14 protein-coding genes are annotated in these 18150 nt (G+C 72.8%); 2 read left to right on the top strand and 12 right to left on the bottom strand.

Features of this window, described 5'->3' with window-relative positions; all coding sequences use genetic code 11:
• Positions 1–91: 91 nt before the first annotated feature.
• The 7 genes from GPA10_RS25525 to mshD all read right to left on the bottom strand — a co-directional run bounded on the left by GPA10_RS25525 (position 92) and on the right by mshD (position 7626).
• Entirely contained in the window at positions 92–526 is a 435-nt protein-coding gene (locus GPA10_RS25525; protein WP_343041309.1) for an NUDIX hydrolase, read from the bottom strand.
• Positions 523–1791, bottom strand: coding sequence for a CHAD domain-containing protein (locus tag GPA10_RS25520; RefSeq protein ID WP_425505813.1), 1269 nt, complete (start codon positions 1789–1791; stop codon positions 523–525). Before GPA10_RS25520 ends, GPA10_RS25525 begins: the two co-directional genes overlap by 4 nt.
• On the bottom strand, positions 1772–4069 hold the full coding sequence (locus GPA10_RS25515) for an RNA degradosome polyphosphate kinase (protein ID WP_079086003.1): 2298 nt from the start codon (positions 4067–4069) through the stop codon (positions 1772–1774). The genes GPA10_RS25520 and GPA10_RS25515 overlap by 20 nt, the downstream gene beginning before the upstream one ends.
• A 210-nt stretch (positions 4070–4279) precedes the next feature.
• A complete protein-coding gene (locus tag GPA10_RS25510) occupies positions 4280–5218 on the bottom strand; it encodes an ABC transporter permease (protein ID WP_157167524.1) in 939 nt (312 codons plus the stop codon).
• Positions 5215–6114, bottom strand: a complete 900-nt coding sequence (locus tag GPA10_RS25505) for an ATP-binding cassette domain-containing protein (protein ID WP_157167523.1) — start codon at positions 6112–6114, stop codon at positions 5215–5217. The genes GPA10_RS25510 and GPA10_RS25505 overlap by 4 nt, the downstream gene beginning before the upstream one ends.
• Complete coding sequence (locus GPA10_RS25500) at positions 6111–6599, bottom strand: GntR family transcriptional regulator (protein ID WP_343041308.1); 489 nt, start codon at positions 6597–6599, stop codon at positions 6111–6113. The genes GPA10_RS25505 and GPA10_RS25500 overlap by 4 nt, the downstream gene beginning before the upstream one ends.
• 103 nt (positions 6600–6702) lie before the next feature.
• Complete coding sequence (mshD, locus tag GPA10_RS25495) at positions 6703–7626, bottom strand: mycothiol synthase (protein WP_157167522.1); 924 nt, start codon at positions 7624–7626, stop codon at positions 6703–6705.
• Positions 7627–8146: 520 nt separating this feature from the next.
• Between mshD and GPA10_RS25490 the strand changes: the two genes are divergently transcribed.
• Positions 8147–9982, top strand: coding sequence for a bifunctional metallophosphatase/5'-nucleotidase (locus GPA10_RS25490; RefSeq protein ID WP_343041307.1), 1836 nt, complete (start codon positions 8147–8149; stop codon positions 9980–9982).
• A gap of 53 nt (positions 9983–10035) precedes the next feature.
• Positions 10036–11340, top strand: coding sequence for an LmeA family phospholipid-binding protein (locus tag GPA10_RS25485; RefSeq protein ID WP_157167521.1), 1305 nt, complete (start codon positions 10036–10038; stop codon positions 11338–11340).
• A 36-nt stretch (positions 11341–11376) separates the two neighbouring features.
• Here the strand turns inward: GPA10_RS25485 and GPA10_RS25480 are convergent, their stop codons facing one another.
• From GPA10_RS25480 to GPA10_RS25460, 5 genes are all read right to left on the bottom strand, one after another.
• The gene (locus GPA10_RS25480; RefSeq protein ID WP_157167520.1) at positions 11377–13179 is read right to left on the bottom strand and encodes an ABC-F family ATP-binding cassette domain-containing protein; all 1803 of its coding nucleotides are present in this window, start codon (positions 13177–13179) and stop codon (positions 11377–11379) included.
• A 151-nt stretch (positions 13180–13330) separates the two neighbouring features.
• Entirely contained in the window at positions 13331–14866 is a 1536-nt protein-coding gene (locus tag GPA10_RS25475; protein WP_343041306.1) for a sensor histidine kinase, read from the bottom strand.
• Positions 14863–15621 (bottom strand): response regulator transcription factor, encoded by a 759-nt coding sequence (locus tag GPA10_RS25470; RefSeq protein WP_058846349.1) that lies wholly within the window; start codon positions 15619–15621, stop codon positions 14863–14865. Before GPA10_RS25470 ends, GPA10_RS25475 begins: the two co-directional genes overlap by 4 nt.
• 312 nt (positions 15622–15933) lie before the next feature.
• Positions 15934–16944 (bottom strand): S1C family serine protease, encoded by a 1011-nt coding sequence (locus tag GPA10_RS25465; RefSeq protein WP_157167519.1) that lies wholly within the window; start codon positions 16942–16944, stop codon positions 15934–15936.
• A gap of 153 nt (positions 16945–17097) precedes the next feature.
• Entirely contained in the window at positions 17098–18141 is a 1044-nt protein-coding gene (locus GPA10_RS25460; RefSeq protein ID WP_058846347.1) for a LacI family DNA-binding transcriptional regulator, read from the bottom strand.
• Positions 18142–18150: the final 9 nt, after the last annotated feature.

Raw genomic sequence — 18150 nt, 5'->3', positions numbered from 1 at the left:
GGGGCGGACCGCTTTCTCGCCTGACCAGGCTTTCGGCCGATCGGCCGGCCGGACGTGCTGAGGACCGCTGAACAGCGACGCGGCTCGCGCCCTACGTCGCCTGCCGGCGGCGGCCCACCGCGGTGAGGAAGGGCTCCACCAGGGCCTTGTCCAGGGAGTAGGTGAGCTGTCCGTGGGCCGCGGCGGGGGGCAGCCACATGAGGTGGCTCACTTCGTCGTTGGGCGTGAACTCGCCCCCGGTCGCCTCGGCCGCCCAGTAGTGGACCTCCTTGGGGCGGCCCTTCGCGTCGGTGTAGCGGGCCGTGGGCAGCGCGGCCCCCAGACGGCACGTCATACCCGTCTCCTCCTCGACCTCGCGCACCGCCGCCTGCGACGGCGTCTCGCCGGGGTCGAGCTTGCCCTTGGGCCAGGACCAGTCGTTCCACTTCGGCCGGTAGACCAGGGCCACCTCGATGTGCCCCGCGGCGGTGGCCGGGCGCCACAGCACGCAGCCCGCCGCCCGGACCAGCCCCGGTGCCCGGGTCACCGCGTGGTCACCGACTCGCGCAGCCACGCCCGCTGGAAGGCGAACCGGGCCGCCTCCACCTCGTGCCGCTGGTCGGCGTGCAGCACCCCGAGTGCGTACGCCGTGGCCGGTGCGATGCGGGGCGTGCGGGCCGCCGACGCCGCTGCCTCCGCCGCTTCCGCGGCCTCGCGGTGCAGGTCCAGGGCCTGGCCCGCGAGGACGAGGCGGGTGTCCGGCGCCGTGTCGCCGTCGACGACCTCCTGCGCGTAGCGGTGCAGGCGCAGCAGGGAGCGGACCTTCAGCCAGGGAGCGTCCTGGGCGTCCGGCGCGGTGTCCGCGGCCAGGCCGTGGACCAGGGCCTCCGCGTTGTACGGGAGGCCCGCCTGGACCAGGGGGAGCCAGGCCACCGCCTCCGCCAGGTGGTACTCGGCCGCCGCGGCCAGGGGTTTGAGGTCCGCGTCCGGGGCCGCGCGGAGCGGGACCTCGCTGGCGAGGACGGCCACGTTGTCCGCCACCGCGTGGAAGCGGGAGGAGCCGAAGGCCTGGAGGGCGGCGGAGTGGGCCCTCGTGCGGGCCAGGGTGAGCTGGCGTTCCAGGAGGGCGGCCGCTTTGGCTGCGCCTACTGCGAGGGGGCCGGAAGGTTTCTTTGCCGGTGAGTTCTGGCTTGGCCTGGCCCCTGGGCCCGCGGCGGCTGTGCTCGGCCTTACGTCACGCGTACCCGGCGGTGTCAGCTGTGCCCACCCGTCCCGCCCTGCGGGACGATTGCCCACAGCGGAACTGCCCCCAGCGGCGGCGCCCCTGGCGGAAGTGCCCCCGGCCGAAGCGCCCCCGGCAGAAGTGCCGACCGCCGTAGTGGCGGCGACCGCCGCCGGGGCCGGGTGGGGGACTGTCGGCAGTGGTACCGGTACCGCCACGGGTGCCGGCGCCGGTTCCGGTGGCGTCGGCGGAGGTGGTGTCGAGAGGCGGTGGAGGGCTGTCAGGAGGCGTTCCAGGCGGGCGGCGTACGCGTGTTCGCGGGCCAGGGTGCCGGAGAGCCATGCCAGTTCGGGCCGCAGGGACTCCGTCCACTCCGGGTCGAGGAGCGGCCGGAACGTGTGCAGCGTGGCACCGACGCGGCGGGACGCGCGCCGCAGCGCCCGAGCCGCCGCGAGGGACTCCTCCGCGCCCTGCGCGTCGGTCGAGGACTCGCGGTGCAGCCGCAGCGAGCGGAGGAAGTCGGTCGCCTGGTCCTGCAGGTAGACCGACAGGGCCTCGCCCGCCGTCATCTCATGGTGTTGCTGTGCCACGCCGGCGCCTCCGGGCGTCTATGAGCATCTCCTGTACGTTCCGCAGGGGCTGGCCGTCCGGATCCGTGGCGTGCCGCGTCCAGTTGCCGTCCGCCCCCAGGTGCCACGAGGCCGTGGTGTCCGACATGCCGGTCTCCAGGAGCCGGTTCAGGGTGGCCCGGTGGGCCGGGGACGCCACCCTGACCAGCGCCTCGATCCGGCGGTCGAGGTTGCGGTGCATCATGTCGGCGCTGCCGATCCACACCTCGGGCTCACCGCCGTTGCCGAAGGCGAAGAGCCGGGAGTGCTCCAGGAAGCGGCCGAGCACCGACCGCACGCGTATGTTCTCCGACAGGCCCGCGACGCCCGGCCGCACCGCGCAGATCCCCCGCACCCACACGTCCACCGTCACCCCGGCCTGCGAGGCGCGGTACAGCGCGTCGATGATCGCCTCGTCGACGATCGAGTTGACCTTGATGCGGACGTAGGCGGGACGGCCGCCGCGATGGTGCTGGATCTCCCGGTTGATGCGGGTGATCAGGCCGTCCCGCAGCGACTTGGGGGCGACGAGGAGCCGCCGGTAGGTCTCGCGGCGGGAGTAGCCCGAAAGCCGGTTGAAGAGGTCGGAGAGGTCCGCGCCGACTTCCTGGTTGGCGGTGAGCAGGCCCAGGTCCTCGTACAGACGGGCGGTCTTGGGGTGGTAGTTGCCGGTGCCCACGTGCGAGTAGCGGACGAGGTTGTCGCCCTCCTGGCGGACCACGAGCGACAGCTTGCAGTGCGTCTTCAGACCGACCAGGCCGTACACGACGTGACAGCCGGCCTCCTCCAGCTTGCGGGCCCACTTGATGTTGGCCTGCTCGTCGAAGCGGGCCTTCAGCTCCACCAGGACGAGGACCTGCTTGCCGGACTCGGCGGCGTCGATGAGGGCGTCGACTATGGGGGAGTCGCCCGAGGTGCGGTACAGCGTCTGCTTGATGGCGAGCACGTCCGGGTCGGCGGCCGCCTGCTCCAGGAAGGCCTGCACGGACGTCGAGAACGAGTCGTAGGGGTGGTGCAGGAGCACGTCGTGGTCGCCGCGCAGCGCCGCGAAGATGTCGGGCGCGGACGCCGACTCGACCTCGGCGAGGTCGCGGTGGGTGCCCGCCACGAACTTCGGGTACTTCAGCTCGGGCCGGTCGAGGCCCGCGATGGCGAAGAGGCCCGTGAGATCGAGGGGGCCCGGCAGCGGGTGCACCTCCGACTCGCCGATCTTCAGCTCCCGCATCAGCAGGTTGAGGACCTCCTCGTCGATGGACTCCTCGACCTCCAGGCGCACCGGCGGTCCGAAGCGGCGCCGCATCAGCTCCTTCTCCAGGGCCTTGAGGAGGTTCTCGGCGTCGTCCTCCTCGACCTCCAGGTCCTCGTTCCTGGTGAGCCGGAACATGTGGTGCTGCTTGATGTTCATGCCCGGGAACAGTTCCTGGAGGTGCTTGGGCGCGGCGATGACGTCCTCGATGGGGACGTAGCGCTGCGGGGAGGCCTCCAGGAAGCGGGAGAGGAGCGGCGGGACCTTGACGCGGGCGAAGTGCTCGTGGCCCGTGACCGGGTTCTCGATCACCACGGCGAGGTTCAGGGACAGGCCCGAGATGTACGGGAAGGGGTGCGCCGGGTCGACGGCCAGCGGAGTGAGGACCGGGAAGATCCGGTGCATGAAGAGGGTGTAGAGCCGGGACTGCTCCTTGTCCGTGAGCTCGTGCCAGCGCACCACGTGGATGCCCTCGTCGGCCAGGGCCGGGGCGATCTCCTCCTGGTAGCAGGCGGCGTGCCGGGCCATGAGCTCGCGGCTGCGGGACCAGATCAGCTCCAGGACCTCGCGGGGCTGCAGGCCGGACGCGGAGCGGGTGGCGACGCCGGTCGCGATGCGCCGCTTCAGGCCCGCGACGCGGACCATGAAGAACTCGTCCAGGTTCGAGGCGAAGATGGCGAGGAAGTTGGCCCGCTCCAGGAGGGGCGTGTTCGGGTCCTCGGCGAGCTCCAGGACGCGTTCGTTGAAGGCGAGCCAGCTGCGCTCCCGGTCCAGGAAGCGGCCCTGCGGCAGCTCCGCGCCGCCGTAGCCCGCCTGCGCCTCCTCGTCGTACGCGTCCAGGTCGGCGTCGATGTCCGGGTCGAGGTCGGAGACGGTGGCCGCGATGGTGTGCGGCCGGTGCGCGGCGAGGGAGCCGACGGACGGCTGCGCGTGCCGCACGCCGTTCGCGGCGGCGTCGTCCGTGTGTGCTGCGGCGGTGTTCTTGGCTTCGGACTGCGCGGTGGGCTCGCTCATGGACCTATTCTTCCGCGCCGCACCCCTTCCGGGCGCGCCGGAGCCCTGGGGCGCGGGACGGGCCTTACCGTTCGGGCGCGCTCCGTCCGGCGTGGACTCGGTGGGGGGCTGCATTGCCTGAGCTTCGCAAGGCTGTCTGAATCAATGGTTACGCCGACATGACGCCTGGGGGGTCGCATCGGAACCCCCAGGCGACCACGGGCCGGGCTCTCAGGGGGTGCGGCGGCGCAGGATCCAGAATGCCCCGTACGTCGCCGCTGCCGCGAGGGCGAGGACGATGCCGGTTTCGATGAGCTGTACGTACCAGAAGTGGGAGCGGGGGTGGTAGTCGGCGTACCAGCCCGCGACGCGGGTGTCCGCCGGGCAGTCGGTGCCCGGTGCCGCCTCGGGGAGGCAGTGGAGGTCGTCGAAGCGTTCACCCGCGGGGTTCAGCACCCCGTTCTCCACGAGGAACGACCCGGTGGGCAGCCCTGGGATCCTGACGTTCGCAGCGTCCGTCGCCGCTCCGGTGGCCGTGGCAACCGGATACAGGTCCCAGCGGAGGGTGCCGAGCGCGAGCATCAGAGCACCGGTGAGACCGCCCGCGGCGACGACGGCGAGCAGGGTGCGGCGCAGCAGCAGCCCGGCCAGCGCGCCGGTTCCCACGGCGAACAGGCAGTACGCGACCAGGACCGGGCCGGTTGATTCGTAGGTGCCGCGCAGCATCCAGTTCTGCGCGGTCATGGTGCCTATGGTGTCCGAGGTGGAGAGCCGGAACACCACGAGGGCGGCGAGCGCGGAGCCCACCGCGAGGGCCGCGCACAGGTTGAGCCGGGCCGTCAGCCAGCGCTTCGGCGTGACCGACTGGGTCAGGGTGAACTTGTCGATCCCCGACTCCAGTTCGCGGCCGAGGACCGGGCCGCCGACGAAGGCGCCGATGACGGCCGGAAACAGCAGGACCGCCAGGGTGGTCTTCTCCTGGTACTGCCCGAGGAACGTGCCCGGGTCGGAGAAGCCGAGGAAGGTGCCCGCTCCCGCGTGTTCCGCGCTGCGGCGGAGCACTTCCGTGCAGAGGACGGCCAGCGCGGCGAAGGCCGCCGCTCCCCACAGCGCCCCGCGGTGCAGCCGCAGGACGGCCCAGCGGGTCCCGCTCAGCAGAGGTGCGCTCACGCGGCCACCGCCCGGGTCGGGGTGGTGCCGGGGGTGATCAGCGCGGGAGCGTCCGGCGCGCGCAGATGAGCGAGCAACAGTTCCTCCAGGGAGGGCTCTTCGACGTCCCAGGCGGGGTCCACCGGGCCGTCGGTGCGGATGAGGGCGGTCAGGCCGCGGCCGGTGGCGCGGGACTCCACCACCGTGTGCCGAGCCAGGTCGGCCACCCGGCCGGTGCCGGTGACCAGGGCATGGGCGTGCACCAGGTCGTCGATGCCGCCACCGAGCCGCACCCGGCCGCCTGATACGAGCAGTAAGTGGTCGCAGGCGTCCGCGAGTTCACCGATGATGTGGGACGACATCACGACCGTGGTGCCGTGCTCGGCGGCCTCGGCCATCAGGGTGCCCATCAGGCGGTTGCGGGCCAGGGGGTCGAGATCCGCCATCGGCTCGTCCAGGAGCAGGAGTTCGGCTCGCTTGCCGAGCGCGAGGGCGAGCGCTAGGCGGGTGCGCTGGCCGCCGGAGAGCGAGCGCACGCGGGCACCCGGGTCGAGCTCGCCGTCGGCCGCCACCTGGGCGGCGAGTGCGGCGTCCCACGACCCCGCGTTCAACTCGGCGCCGAGCCGGAGCGTCTCGGCGACGCTGAGCCCAGGGTGGAGAGGCTTGTCCTGAGCCACGTACGCGACCCTGGGCCGGGCGGCGGCCGGAGTGGTGCCGAGGACGGCGAGCCGGCCGGACGTCGGCCGTAGCAGGCCCGCGGCCAGCGCGAGCAGCGTCGACTTGCCCGCGCCGTTGGGACCGACGAGGGCGCAGACGCGGCCGGTGGCGAGGCGGAACGAGCAGCCGCGCAGGGCGGGCTCGCGCCGGCGGCCGTAGGCCAGGGTGAGGTCGGCCGCCTCGATGGCGGTGTCGGTCATGCGGGGTCCCCTTCGGTGGTTGTGCCGTGCGGTACGGACTGGGGCTGCGGGAGCGTCCGCTCCGGCGGGGGCTGCGGCTGCGGGACCGCCTGCTCCGGCGCGGCGTGCGGCTGCGGGAACTTCTCCTCCAGGACGGCCGCGAACAGCGCCGCCGTGTCCTCCCGGTCCAGGCCCGCGGCGCGCGCCCGGGTGGCCCACTCCAGGAGCTCGCCGTGCAGCGGGGTGTCGGCCGGGGCGCCGCCGAGGGACCTGCGCACGAAGGTGCCGAGACCGCGGCGGGCCTCGACCAGGCCCTCGCGCTCCAGCTCGCGGTACGCCTTCAGGACCGTGTTCGGGTTGACGGCGGTGGCCTCGACGACCTCGCGTGCCGTCGGCAGCTTGTCGCCCGGTTCGAGCAGGCCGAGGCGCAGGGCCTGCCGGGTCTGCTGGACGATCTGGAGGTAGGTGGCGACGCCGCTGCGCCGGTCGATGCGGTACTCGACCACTGCCTTGCACCACCCTTTCACTAATTGAGTAGTGAAATGGTGGTGCAAGAGAGGGGACGGCGTCAAGGGACGCCGCCCCCTCGGGCTCGCTACAGGCGCCGTGCTACGACTCCGTGCGGTACATCAGGTCCGTCTCGTGCGTCACGAACCCGAGCCGCTCGTACACGCTCACCGCCGCCTTGTTGTCCGCGTCGACGTACAGCATCGCCGTGGGCAGCCCGGACGCCGCCAGGTGCCGCAGGCCGACCGTGGTGAGCGCCTTGCCGAGGCCGCCGCCCTGCGCGCCCGGCCGCACCCCGAGGACGTACACCTCGCCGAGGCGCTCCGCCGCGTGCGTCTTCGTCCAGTGGAAGCCGACGATCTCGCCGTCGGCCTCGCGCTCGGCGAGGAAGAAGCCCGCCGGGTCGAACCACGGCTCCGCCTTGCGGTCGTCGAGGTCCCGCTGGGTGAGGGAGCCCTGCTCGGGGTGGTGGGCGAAGGCCTCCGCGTTCACCGCGAGCCACGCCGCGTCGTCATCGCCGGGGACGAAGGCGCGCACCCGGACCCCCTCGGGGAGCACCGGGTCCGGCAGTTCGAGACCGGCCAGCGGCCGCCGCATCTGGCGCAGTTCGCGGAACAGGGTCAGGCCGAGGACCTGCGCGAGGTGGCGTGCCGCGGAGTGCCCGCCGTGCGCCCATACGCGCAGCCGCCGCCCCGACTCGGCGAGCAGCGCGGTGCCGAGCGCCCGGCCGTGCCCGCGGCCGCGGTGGCCGGGGTGCACCACCAGCTCGGCGGCCGGGGCCTCGACGGGGTCGGTGTCCTCCAGCTGCGCGTAGCCGACGAGTTCGCCGTCGACGGACAGCAGCAGGTGCCGCACGCCCTCGCGAGGGCCGCCGCGCAGTTGCAGCCGCCCCTGTTCGGAGACGGCCTGCTGGCCGTCGGTACGGGCGGCTTCGCCGAGCAGTTCGAGGACGCGGGTGGCCTGCTCGGCCGTGAGGTCGTCGACGGGGTCGATCTTGCGGGGCGGGGCGGGGCGGTCGTCAGTCATGGCTCGAGGGTAGTTCTGGCGGGGGCGCCTGGTGCGGGTAGATCGCGCTGCGCGCTTGTCCTCAAGCGCCGGGCGGGCTTGTGGTGGGCGGTTGTCTCTGTTGCGGCTGGCGGCCGGTGGGTGGGTTATCGCGCTGTGCGCTTGTCCTCAAGCGCCGGACGGGCTCTTGGTGTGCGGTTGTCTCTGTTGCGGCTTGCGGCTTGCGGCTTGCGGCCGGTGGAGTGGGGTATCGCGCTGCGCGCTCGTCCTCAAGCGCCGGACGGGCTTGTGGGTGTGCCGGTTGGTGGGTGGGGTATCGCGCTGTGCGCTCGTCCTCAAGCGCCGGGCGGGCTTGTGGGTGTGCCGGTTGGTGGGTGGGGCATCGCGCTGTGCGCTCGTCCTCAAGCGACGGACGGGCCTCGTAGATCCTGCTCGCTCAATGGCAATCAGGCTGTAACCAGCGAGCCTCTGTTGCGCTACGCGCGTTGACCATAGGCTGCCCGACGGCCCCAGTCGTCTCACATCAACTCCGGGGGATCACGTGTCCGGCATACCGCAGCATCGAAGGCCAAGGCGTCGCACCACCCGGGTGCTCGCCGTCGCGGCGGGGATCGCGACGGTCGGTGCGCTCGCTGCCGCGCTGCCCGCGAGCGCAGGGCAGGACGGCGGGGGCGCCACGGCCGCCAAGGGCGGGAAGCGCACGGTCGACGTGCAGCTGCTGTCCTTCAACGACTTCCACGGCAACCTCCAGACACCCGCGGGCTCCTCCGGGCAGGTCGTCGAGAAGCAGCCCGACGGGACCGAGAAGAAGATCGACGCCGGTGGCGTCGAGTACCTCGCGACCTCGCTGCGCACCGCCCGCAAGCACCACCCGTACTCGGTGACCGCCGCGGCCGGCGACCTGATCGGCGCCAGCCCGCTCCTGTCGGGCCTCTTCCACGACGAGCCGACCGTCGAGGCGATGAACAAGCTCGACCTGGACGTCTCCAGCGTCGGCAACCACGAGTTCGACGAGGGCGCCAAGGAACTGGCGCGGATCCAGAACGGCGGCTGTCACCCCAAGGACGGCTGCTACGAGAAGGACAAGCACGGCAAGGACAAGGAGTTCCGGGGCGCCGACTACCCGTACCTCACGGCGAACGTCACCGACGAGAAGACCGGCAAGCCCCTCCTCGATCCCTACTGGGTGTGGGAGCACAAGGGCGTGAAGGTCGGCTTCATCGGCGTGACGCTCGAAGGCACCCCCGACATCGTCTCCGCCGACGGCATCAAGGGCCTGAAGTTCCACGACGAGGTCGAGACCGTCAACAAGTACGCGAAGATCCTCGACAAGCAGGGTGTGAAGTCCATCGTCACCCTCATCCACGAGGGCGGCTCCCCGGCGAGCCAGGCCTACAACTACGACTGCGACTCCCCGGGCGCGGGCGACGGCATCTCAGGACCCATCACCGCCATCGCCAAGGGCATCACACCCGAGGTCGACGCGATCGTCACCGGCCACACCCACCAGGCGTACGTGTGCACCATCCCGGACCCCTCGGGCAAGCCGCGCATGGTCACCTCGGCGTCCTCGTACGGCAAGCTCTACACGGACACCACCCTCACCTACGACCGCCGCACCAAGGACATCGTGCGGACCAGCGTGCGGTCGGCGAACCACGTCGTCAGCCGTACGCAGCCCAAGGCCGCCGACATGACCCGGCTCATCGGCCGCTGGGACAAGCTGGCCGCGCCCATCGCGAACAAGCCCGTCGGCTACATCTCCGGCGACATCCCCGGCCGCGGCGCGGGCACGCCCGAGTCCCCGCTCGGCGACCTGATCTCCGACGCCCAGCTCGCGCACGCCAAGTCCCTCGACCCCGAGGCCGACCTGGCCCTGATGAACCCGGGCGGCATCCGCTCCGACCTCGTCCACAAGGCGAGCGGCAGCGAGGGCGACGGGGTCGTGACGTACGGCGAGGCGTTCACCGTGCAGCCCTTCAGCAACACCGTGAACCTGGTCGACCTCACCGGCGCACAGCTCCTCACCGGGCTGCGACAGCAGGTCAGCGGCCCGAACGAGGCCTCCCCGAAGATCCTCCAGGTCTCCGACGGCTTCACGTACACGCTGGACATGACCAAGTCGGGCGCCGACCGCGTGGTCGCCGGCTCGGTGCGGCTGAACGGCGAGCCGCTCGACCCGGACGCCACCTACCGCGTCGCGATGAACTCCTTCCTCGCGGGCGGCGGCGACGGCTTCGCCGAGCTCGGCAAGGGCACGAAGCCGCTGGTCGGCGCCGACGACCTGAAGGCGCTCAACGACTACTTCACCGCCAACTCCTCGGCCGCCAAGCCGATCGCGCCGCCCAAGGCGGACCGCATTACCGTTGTGAAGTAGCTCTCCGGCGAACGAGCTTGGGGTGGGGTGTGAACGTATGGTGAGATCACCTGATGCGTTCCCCCCACCGCATAGCCCCCGAAAGTCCGCCTGGCAATCAGCCTGAAAATCCGCCCGAAACCGACGCAGACATCACGTCTCCTCGTCATGCGGACGTCACGTCTCCTCGTCATGCAGACGTCACGTCTCCTCGTAATCCGTACGAGGAACTCGCGGCCCTCGCGCCCCACCCGCTGGAGGAGTTCCTCCAGGAGGACCCCGCCGACGGCGCCGACGCCGAGGCGCCCTGGCAGCCGCCCAACCACCGGCGAGGCAGCCGCAGGCGCCGCAACCGGTTCGCCGGGCTCCCGCTGGCCGCGAAGGTGCTCGTCGCCCTCGCCGTCGGCGCCGCCTTCCTCGTCCTCGCCGACCGCTGGGCCCTCCTCTACGCCGAGCACGAGGCCGCCGACAAGCTCAAGGAGCAGCTCGGCCTGAGCGCGGCCCCCGAGGTCGACATCGAAGGCTTCCCCTTCCTCACCCAGGTCCTCGACCAGCGCCTCGACGAGGTGAAGGTGACCGTCCCCGACGTCGCCGCCGACCGGGTCTCGCTCGCCAAGGTCTCCGCGACCGCCACGGACGTCACCATGAAGGGCGACGGGCTCACCTCCCTGCACGGCGCCGTCATCGGGCGGATGCGCGGCGAGGTGCTGCTCTCCTTCGACGACCTCAACCGGGAGCTCGGCGCCTCCCAGGTCACCTTCACCGGCCACGGCCGCGACCAGGTCCACGCCCGCGGCACCCTGCCCGTCGCCGGGCACGACCTGAAGGTGCGCGCCGACGCCCGCATCGAGCGCGACGGCGACCGCGGCGTCGCCACGGACATCGACCGGATGCGCCTGGGCATCGGCGACATGGCCACCTACCGGCCGGGGCCCCGCGCGTCCGAGGGCCTGCACCTCAGCCGCAAGGGCGCCCGCCGGGTGGCGGACGAGTCCGCCAAGGCGAAGGCCCTGCTCGCCGTACCCACGATCGCGAAGCGGCTCGGCGTGCCCGACGACGCCGTACGGGAAGCGCTGCGCAGCGACGCCCGGCTCAACGACGTCACCGGGTCCCCGCAGTTCGTCGACGACGTGATGCGCCTCAACCTGATCGACGTGGCGATGGGCCACCCCGCGCTCCTGAAGCGGCTCGGCCTCGACCCCGCCCTGCTGCGGGGCCTGTCCGAACTCACCCGGCCCGTCCTCGCCGACCGCCTCACCCTCGCCTTCGAACTCCCGGAGCTGCCGGGCGACGGGTCGGTGCGGCTCGCCGACGTGAAGGTGCGGAAGGACGGGATCAGGGCCGAGCTGGAAGGGTCGGGGCTTGCGTTCGGCCGCTGACGCCCGCCCTCCCTTCAGATGGCGCCCGTCCTCCCCTTAGCTGGCGCCCGCCCTCCCCGAGCCGGCGCCCGCCCCTTCCTGCACGCCCGGTCGCGGGTCCTTGCCCGGTCGCGGCGTGAGCTCCAGGACCGGCCCCCGGAAGCCCGCCCGCAGCCGCCGGTCGTGCGACACGACGATCAGCGTCCCCGGATAGCCCGCGAGCGCCGCCTCCAGGTCCTCCACCAGGCCGGGCGACAGGTGGTTCGTCGGCTCGTCGAGCAGCAGCAGATCGTACGGGCGCGTCACCAGGCGGGCCAGTTCCAGACGGCGGCGCTGCCCGGTGGACAGGGCACCCACCGGGCGGCGCAGGTCCTCCGCCCGGAACAGGCCGAGCGCGAGCAACTCGTCGGCGCGGTCATCCCCGAAGGCGGCGAGCAGGGTGCGGGACGCCTCCGCGCCGGACGGGGGCGCGACGGTCTGCCGCAGCACACCGACCCGTGCGGGGCGCCGCACCAGGCCCTCCGCCGCCACCGGCTCGCCCGCGAGCACCCGCAGCAGCGTCGACTTCCCGGCGCCGTTGGGCCCGGTGACGAGCAGCCGCCCGCCGACCGGGACACGCAGGGACTCCACCGCGAGCCGCCCGGGAACACGCAGCCCGACGACCTCGACCGCGGGGGCACCGGCGGCACCGACAGCACCGGCGGCACCGACAGCACCGGCGGCACCGGTGCCACCGGTGGCCGCGTGACCGGTCGCGGCGGCCCCCTCCCCGGCCCCCTCCGCCGTCCTGATGTCCGCCGTGAAGCGCAGCGGCTCCGGTGGCGCGGGTGCCGGGTTCTCCGTCAGGCGCAGCAGCCGCTCGCGGGCGTTGCGGATGCGGGACATCGCGCCGTGGGCCCGCGACCGGGCCCGGAAGGCGCCCGCGCCGCTGAACCCGCGCGGCATCTTGCGCGGGATCGCGTCGAGCCGTCCCGCGCCGGACTCGGCGAGCGCGGACTGGCGGGCGACCTCCGCCCGCCACTCCTCGTGCTCCCGAGCCGAGCGGGCGCGTTCGGCGGCGCGCGCCGTCAGATAGCCCGCGTAGCCGTCGCCGTGCCTGCGCACGGTGCGCGTGACGTGGTCGACCTCCACGACGGTGTCGGTGACGCGGTCGAGGAACGTCCGGTCGTGGGTGACGGCGACGACGGTGCCACGGTGGGTGCGCAGCCGCTCCTCCAGCCAGGCCACGGCGTCGTCGTCCAGGTCGTTGGTGGGCTCGTCGAGCAGGAGCAGCTCGGGGGCCGAGGCGAGCGTCGCGGCGAGGGCGAGCCGGGAGCGCTGCCCGCCGGAGAGGGTGCCGAGCCGCCGCGCGCGGTCGAGCCCGGCGTGCTCGCCGAGGTGGCGCAGGGCGACGTCGACGCGCCGGTCCGCGCCGTAGCCGCCGCGGGCCTCGAACCGCGCGACGAGGGCTGCGTAGGCGTCGTACGCGGCCGGACCCGCGCCGTCGAGGGCCGCCCCTGCGGTGTGGATGCGGCGTTCGAGGGACCGCAGCTCGGCGAGCGCGAGGTCGACGGCGTCGCCGACGCGGGCGGTGTCCGGCAGGTCCAGGGTCTGCGCGAGATGGCCGGTGCCGCCGGGGGCGACCACGGTGACGGTGCCGTTGTCGGGCCGCTCCTGCCCGGCCATGAGCCGCAGCAGGGTGGACTTGCCGGAGCCGTTGTCACCGATGACGCCCGCCTTCTCGCCGGGGCGGACGGTGAGGCGGATCCCGTCGAGGACGGTGTGGTCCGCGTAGCGCTTGGTGACGTCGGTGAGGGTGAGCTGAGAGGGAGCGGCCGGGGCGACGGTGGGGGCGGCGGGTGCTGCTGGGGCACGGAACAAGTGGGGCTTCTTTCGTGGGCGACAGGGGCGGAGGCCGACCGGCAAACAAGGCCGGGGAGCGAGCTAGCTGGACGCAACGTCTCGTCTCGTTCTGGTCGACGCGCCCAGCGTACGCCCCGCCACCCGCTCTCGCAAGACGCAGCGTCTCGCCTCATCTGTGAGGTGGCTCACCCAGCGGTGGCTCACCCAGGGGTGACTCGCTCTGCAGCCGCTCACGCAGCTGCCGCTCACCCACCGGCGGTGCACCCAGCAGCGGCTCACCGAGCGGCGGCGCACCCGGCGGCGGCGTCCCCGCCCCCGGCAGCCTTACCGTCGCCACCGTGCCCCCACCGTCCGCCGCTGCGAGCGTCACCTCGCCGCCCGCCTGCCGCACCGTCCGCGCCACGATGGACAGGCCGAGCCCCGAACCGGGCAGGCTCCTGGCCGTGGGCGAGCGCCAGAACCGGTCGAAGACGTGCGGGAGTTCGTCCGCGGGGATGCCGGGCCCGTGGTCCCGCACCGTCAGCTCCCCGCCCTTGAGACCGACTTCGACGGTGGTGCACGGCGGGCTGAACTTCACCGCGTTGTCGAGGACGTTGACGATGGCCCGCTCCAGTGCCGGGGGCTCCGCCCGTACGAACCACGGTTCGAGCCCGGCTTCGAAGGTCAGCTCGGGCCCGCGCAGCCTGGCCCGCTCCAGGGCCGCCTCCACGATGTCGTGCAGGGCGACCACCTGCACCTTGCCGCCGCCGTGCGCCGCGTCGGGACGCGACAGCTCTTGCAGGTCGCCGATGAGGGACGCGAGTTCGGTCATCTGCGCCTTGACGGAGGCGAGCAGCGCCCTGCGGTCGTCGGGCGGGATCGCCCGGCCGGTCTCCTCGCTGCGGGCGAGCAACTCGACATTGGTCCGCAGCGAGGTCAGCGGGGTCCGCAGCTCGTGCCCCGCGTCCGCGATGAGCTGCTGCTGGAGGTCGCGGGACGAGGCGAGCGCGGAGGTCATCGCGTTGAAGGACCGCGAGAGCCGGTCGATCTCGTCGTCGCTGTCCTCGTCGGTGGGCAGCCGCAGATCAAGATCCTCGGTGCGGGCGACGTGCTCGACGGCCGCGGTGAGTTCGTCCACGGGCCGCAGCCCCGCGCGGGCCACCCAGAGCCCCGCCGCCCCGGCACCGAGGACACCGACACCGGCGACAGCGGAGAGGACGAGGACGAGATTGCTGAGGGTGTCCCGCAGCTCACTGAGGGGGCGGGCCACGGACACGGCGTAGTCGGAGTTCGGCAGGGGGAAGGTGTAGACGCGGTAGTCCTCGCCGTTGGCCGCGGTCGCGTCGTGGTACGAGTTCGCCACCTCGCGCCGCGCCACGGCCGTGTCGGAGTCCTTGAGCGCGATGCGCTGCTTGCCGAGGATGATGCAGCTGCCGCCGGACTGGTCGACGACCTGCACGGTCTGCTTGTACACGTCCGGGCGGTCGCTGCCCGTGATGACCGAGTGCCGGCACCGCCCGCTGCTGTCGACCTGGCTGTTGACGAACTCAAGGGGCACATTGGCCTCGCTCAGCGCGTCGTCCAGGGAGCTCACGAGCACATTCCGGACGACGAACCAGCAGGCCACGGCCGCTGCCGCGACGGCGACGGCCACCGCGGTCGCCACCAGGAGCGCGAGCCGGGAACGCAGGGGCAGCGCGCGGAAGCGGCGGACGATCCCCTTCACGCGCCGCCGCCGGAGCCCGTGGCGTCGGCGCGCAGGACGTACCCCACCCCCCGCACCGTGTGGACCAGGCGCGGCTCGCCGCCCGCCTCCGTCTTGCGGCGCAGATACATCACGTACACGTCCAGCGAGTTGGAGGACGGCTCGAAGTCGAAGCCCCACACCGACTTCAGGATCTGCTCCCGGGTCAGGACCTGCCGCGGGTGCGCGAGGAACATCTCCAGGAGCGTGAACTCCGTGCGGGTCAGCTCGACCGTGCGGGTGCCGCGGGTCACCTCGCGGGTGGCGAGGTCCATGTGCAGATCGGCGAAGGCGAGCGTCTCGCCCTCGGTGGCCTGTCCGGCGGCCGCCGCGTAGGAGCTGCGGCGCAGCAGGGCGCGGATGCGGGCGAACAGCTCGTCCAGCTCGAAGGGCTTGACCAGGTAGTCGTCGGCGCCCGCGTCCAGGCCGGTGACGCGGTCGCCGACGGTGTCGCGGGCGGTGAGCATCAGGATCGGTGTGGTCGACCCGGTGGCGCGCAGCCTCCTGGCCGCGGTCAGGCCGTCCATGCGGGGCATCTGGATGTCGAGTACGACCAGGTCGGGGCGGTAGGACTCGGCCTTCTCCAGGGCGTCGGCGCCGTCCACCGCCACCTGGGTGCCGTAGCCCTCGAAGGCGAGGCTGCGCTGCAGGGCCTCGCGTACGGCGGGCTCGTCGTCCACGATCAGGACGCGCTGCGGCTGGTTCGGGGACTCGCGGTCGGCTTCGGCGGGGCTCATGGTTCTCTTTCTGCGGCTTCCGGGCGGGCTATCAGAGTCGCACGGGGGTGGGGGCGGGGCCTCGCGGTGCGCCCCAGTCCCGCCCCTTCTCCGTTCCTGGGGCTCCGCCCCAGACCCCGCTCCTCGAACGCCGGAGGGGCTGAGAATCCCGCCGCTGCGGCAGAGTTCCAGCCCGCGCGCCGAAGTTTCAGCCCGCGCGCCGAAGATTCAGCCCGTCCGGCGTTTGAGGACGAGGCGCGGAGCGCCGATACGGGGTCTGGGGCGGAGCCCCGGTTTCGGGAAGGGGTGGGATCGGGGAGCTCCCAGCCGGGCTCACCCCGTCGCCCCGCCCCGCAGCTCCTCCAGGTCCGCCTTGACCGTGTTGACCGGGATGGCGAAGCCGAGCCCCACGCTCCCGGAGGCGACCTGCTGGGCCCCGGCCTGCTGCTCGGAACTCGGCGAGTACATCGCGGAGTTGATCCCGACGATGTTCCCGTTCATGTCGATGAGCGCGCCCCCGGAGTTGCCGGGATTGAGCGAGGCGTCGGTCTGGAGGGCCTTGTACGTCGTCTTGGAGGACCCGGTGTCCCCGTTGAACTGCTCCCCGCCGAACTCGAACGGCCACCCGCCCCCGGGCTGTTGCTGCTGCTCCTGCCCCTGCCCGGGATCCGCGGACACGGTCACGTCCCGGTCGAGCGCGGAGATGATGCCGCTGGTGACGGTGCCCGTGAGGCCTTCGGGGGAGCCGATGGCGACGACCTCCTGGCCGACCCGGACGTCGTCGGAGTCGCCGAGGCTCGCCGCCCGAAGCCCGGACGCACCCTCCAGCTTGATCAGCGCGAGGTCCTTCTTGCTGTCCGTGCCGACGGTCCTGGCCTTGTACGTCTTGCCGTCGCTGGTCTGCACGGTGATCTCGGAGGCGCCCGAGATCACGTGGTTGTTGGTGACGATCTCACCGTCGGAGGTGATGATCACGCCGGATCCGGTGGACTTCCCCGCGCCGCCGGTGGCCTTGATCTCGACGATGCTCGGGGAGACCGCGGAGGCCACACCGGCGACGGTGCCCTTGCTGCCGGTGGAGACGCTGGTCCCGTTCACGTTCTTGGCGCCGTCGCTGCCGTCGTGGCCGCCGGTCAGCGTCTGTACGGCGTACGCGGTGCCGCCGCCGACGGCCGCGGCGGCGAGCGCGACGGCGGCGAGCAGTGCCACCGGGCCGCGGGCGCGCCGCCGTCCGGGGCGGGCGGGTCCGGCCGGGGCGGGTCCCGCCGGAGTGGGGTCGAAGGCGGGCCGCGGCGGATAGCCGGGCTGCTGGTTCTCATCGCTCTGGCGGAAGGGTTCTGTCATGTCTCCGATCGTGTGCCCGGTACATGAGAGCCCCCTGAGGACGCCCTGAGAACCCCGACAGAACCGCGTTTGCCCGATATAAAGACGCTCGGGGGCGGGGCCACCGGGCAAAGACGTTCGGGGCCGGGACCGGGTCCACCGGCCCCGGGGCTCTCAGAGAGCAGTCGCGGCCGCGGGCCCGCACCCGCACGACTGCCGCACCACGAGCCGCGAAGGGAACACCTTCAGCCGCTCCCGCCGGGACCCGGCCACCCGGAGGCCGTCGTCGAGGACGAGGTCGACGGCCGCGCGGGCCATCGCGGAGCGGTCGGAGGCGACGGTGGTCAGGGGCGGGTCGGTGAGCCCGGCCTCCTTGACGTCGTCGAAACCGGCCACGGCCAGCTCCCCGGGCACGTCGATGCGCAACTCGCGCGCGGCCCGCAGCACGCCGATGGCCTGGTCGTCCGTGGAGCAGAAGATCGCCGTGGGGCGGTCGGGGGCGGCCAGGAACTGCAGGGCGAGCTGGTAGGCGTCGTAGCGGTTGTAGGGGGCCTCGAAGAGGCGGCCCTCGGTCGGGATGCCGGCCTCGCGCAGCGCCCGCCGCCAGCCCTCGACGTGGTCGGAGACGGGGTCGCCGACGGTCGGGGTCTCGGCGGTGCCGCCGACACAGGCGACGTACTCGTGGCCGTGTTCGAGCAGGTGCCGGGTGGCGAGCTGGGCGCCGCCCACGTCGTCGGTGACGACGGCGACGTCGTCGATGGCCTCGGGCCGCTCGTGCAGGAGCACCACGCGCGCGTCCCAGGCGTCGATCTCGGCGGCGGCCTGGTCGGTCAGGCCGTGGCTGACGAGGATCAGGCCGGAGACCCGCATGCCGAGGAAGGCGCGCAGATAGTGCGTCTCACGTTCCTCGACGTAGTCGGAGTTGCCGACGAGCACCATCTTTCCGCGCTCGGACGCCGCCTGTTCCACGGCGTGCGTCATCTCCGCGAAGAACGGCTGCCGCGCGTCCGGCACGATCATGCCTATGAGGTCCGTGCGGCGGGACGCCATGGCCTGGGCGACCCGGTCCGGGCGGTAGCCCAGCTCCTTGATCGCGGCGAGGACACGCTCGCGCGTGGCCGGGGCGACCGGCCGGGGTCCATTGTTGATGACATAGCTCACGACCGCGGTCGAAGTACCCGCCAGTCGCGCCACATCGTCCCGCGTCACCTTGGCCACGCGCGCAGT

It is taken from the genome of Streptomyces typhae (assembly GCF_009755605.1).
Lineage (GTDB): Bacteria > Actinomycetota > Actinomycetes > Streptomycetales > Streptomycetaceae > Streptomyces > Streptomyces typhae.
This window is presented reverse-complemented; position numbering and strand designations above follow the sequence as displayed.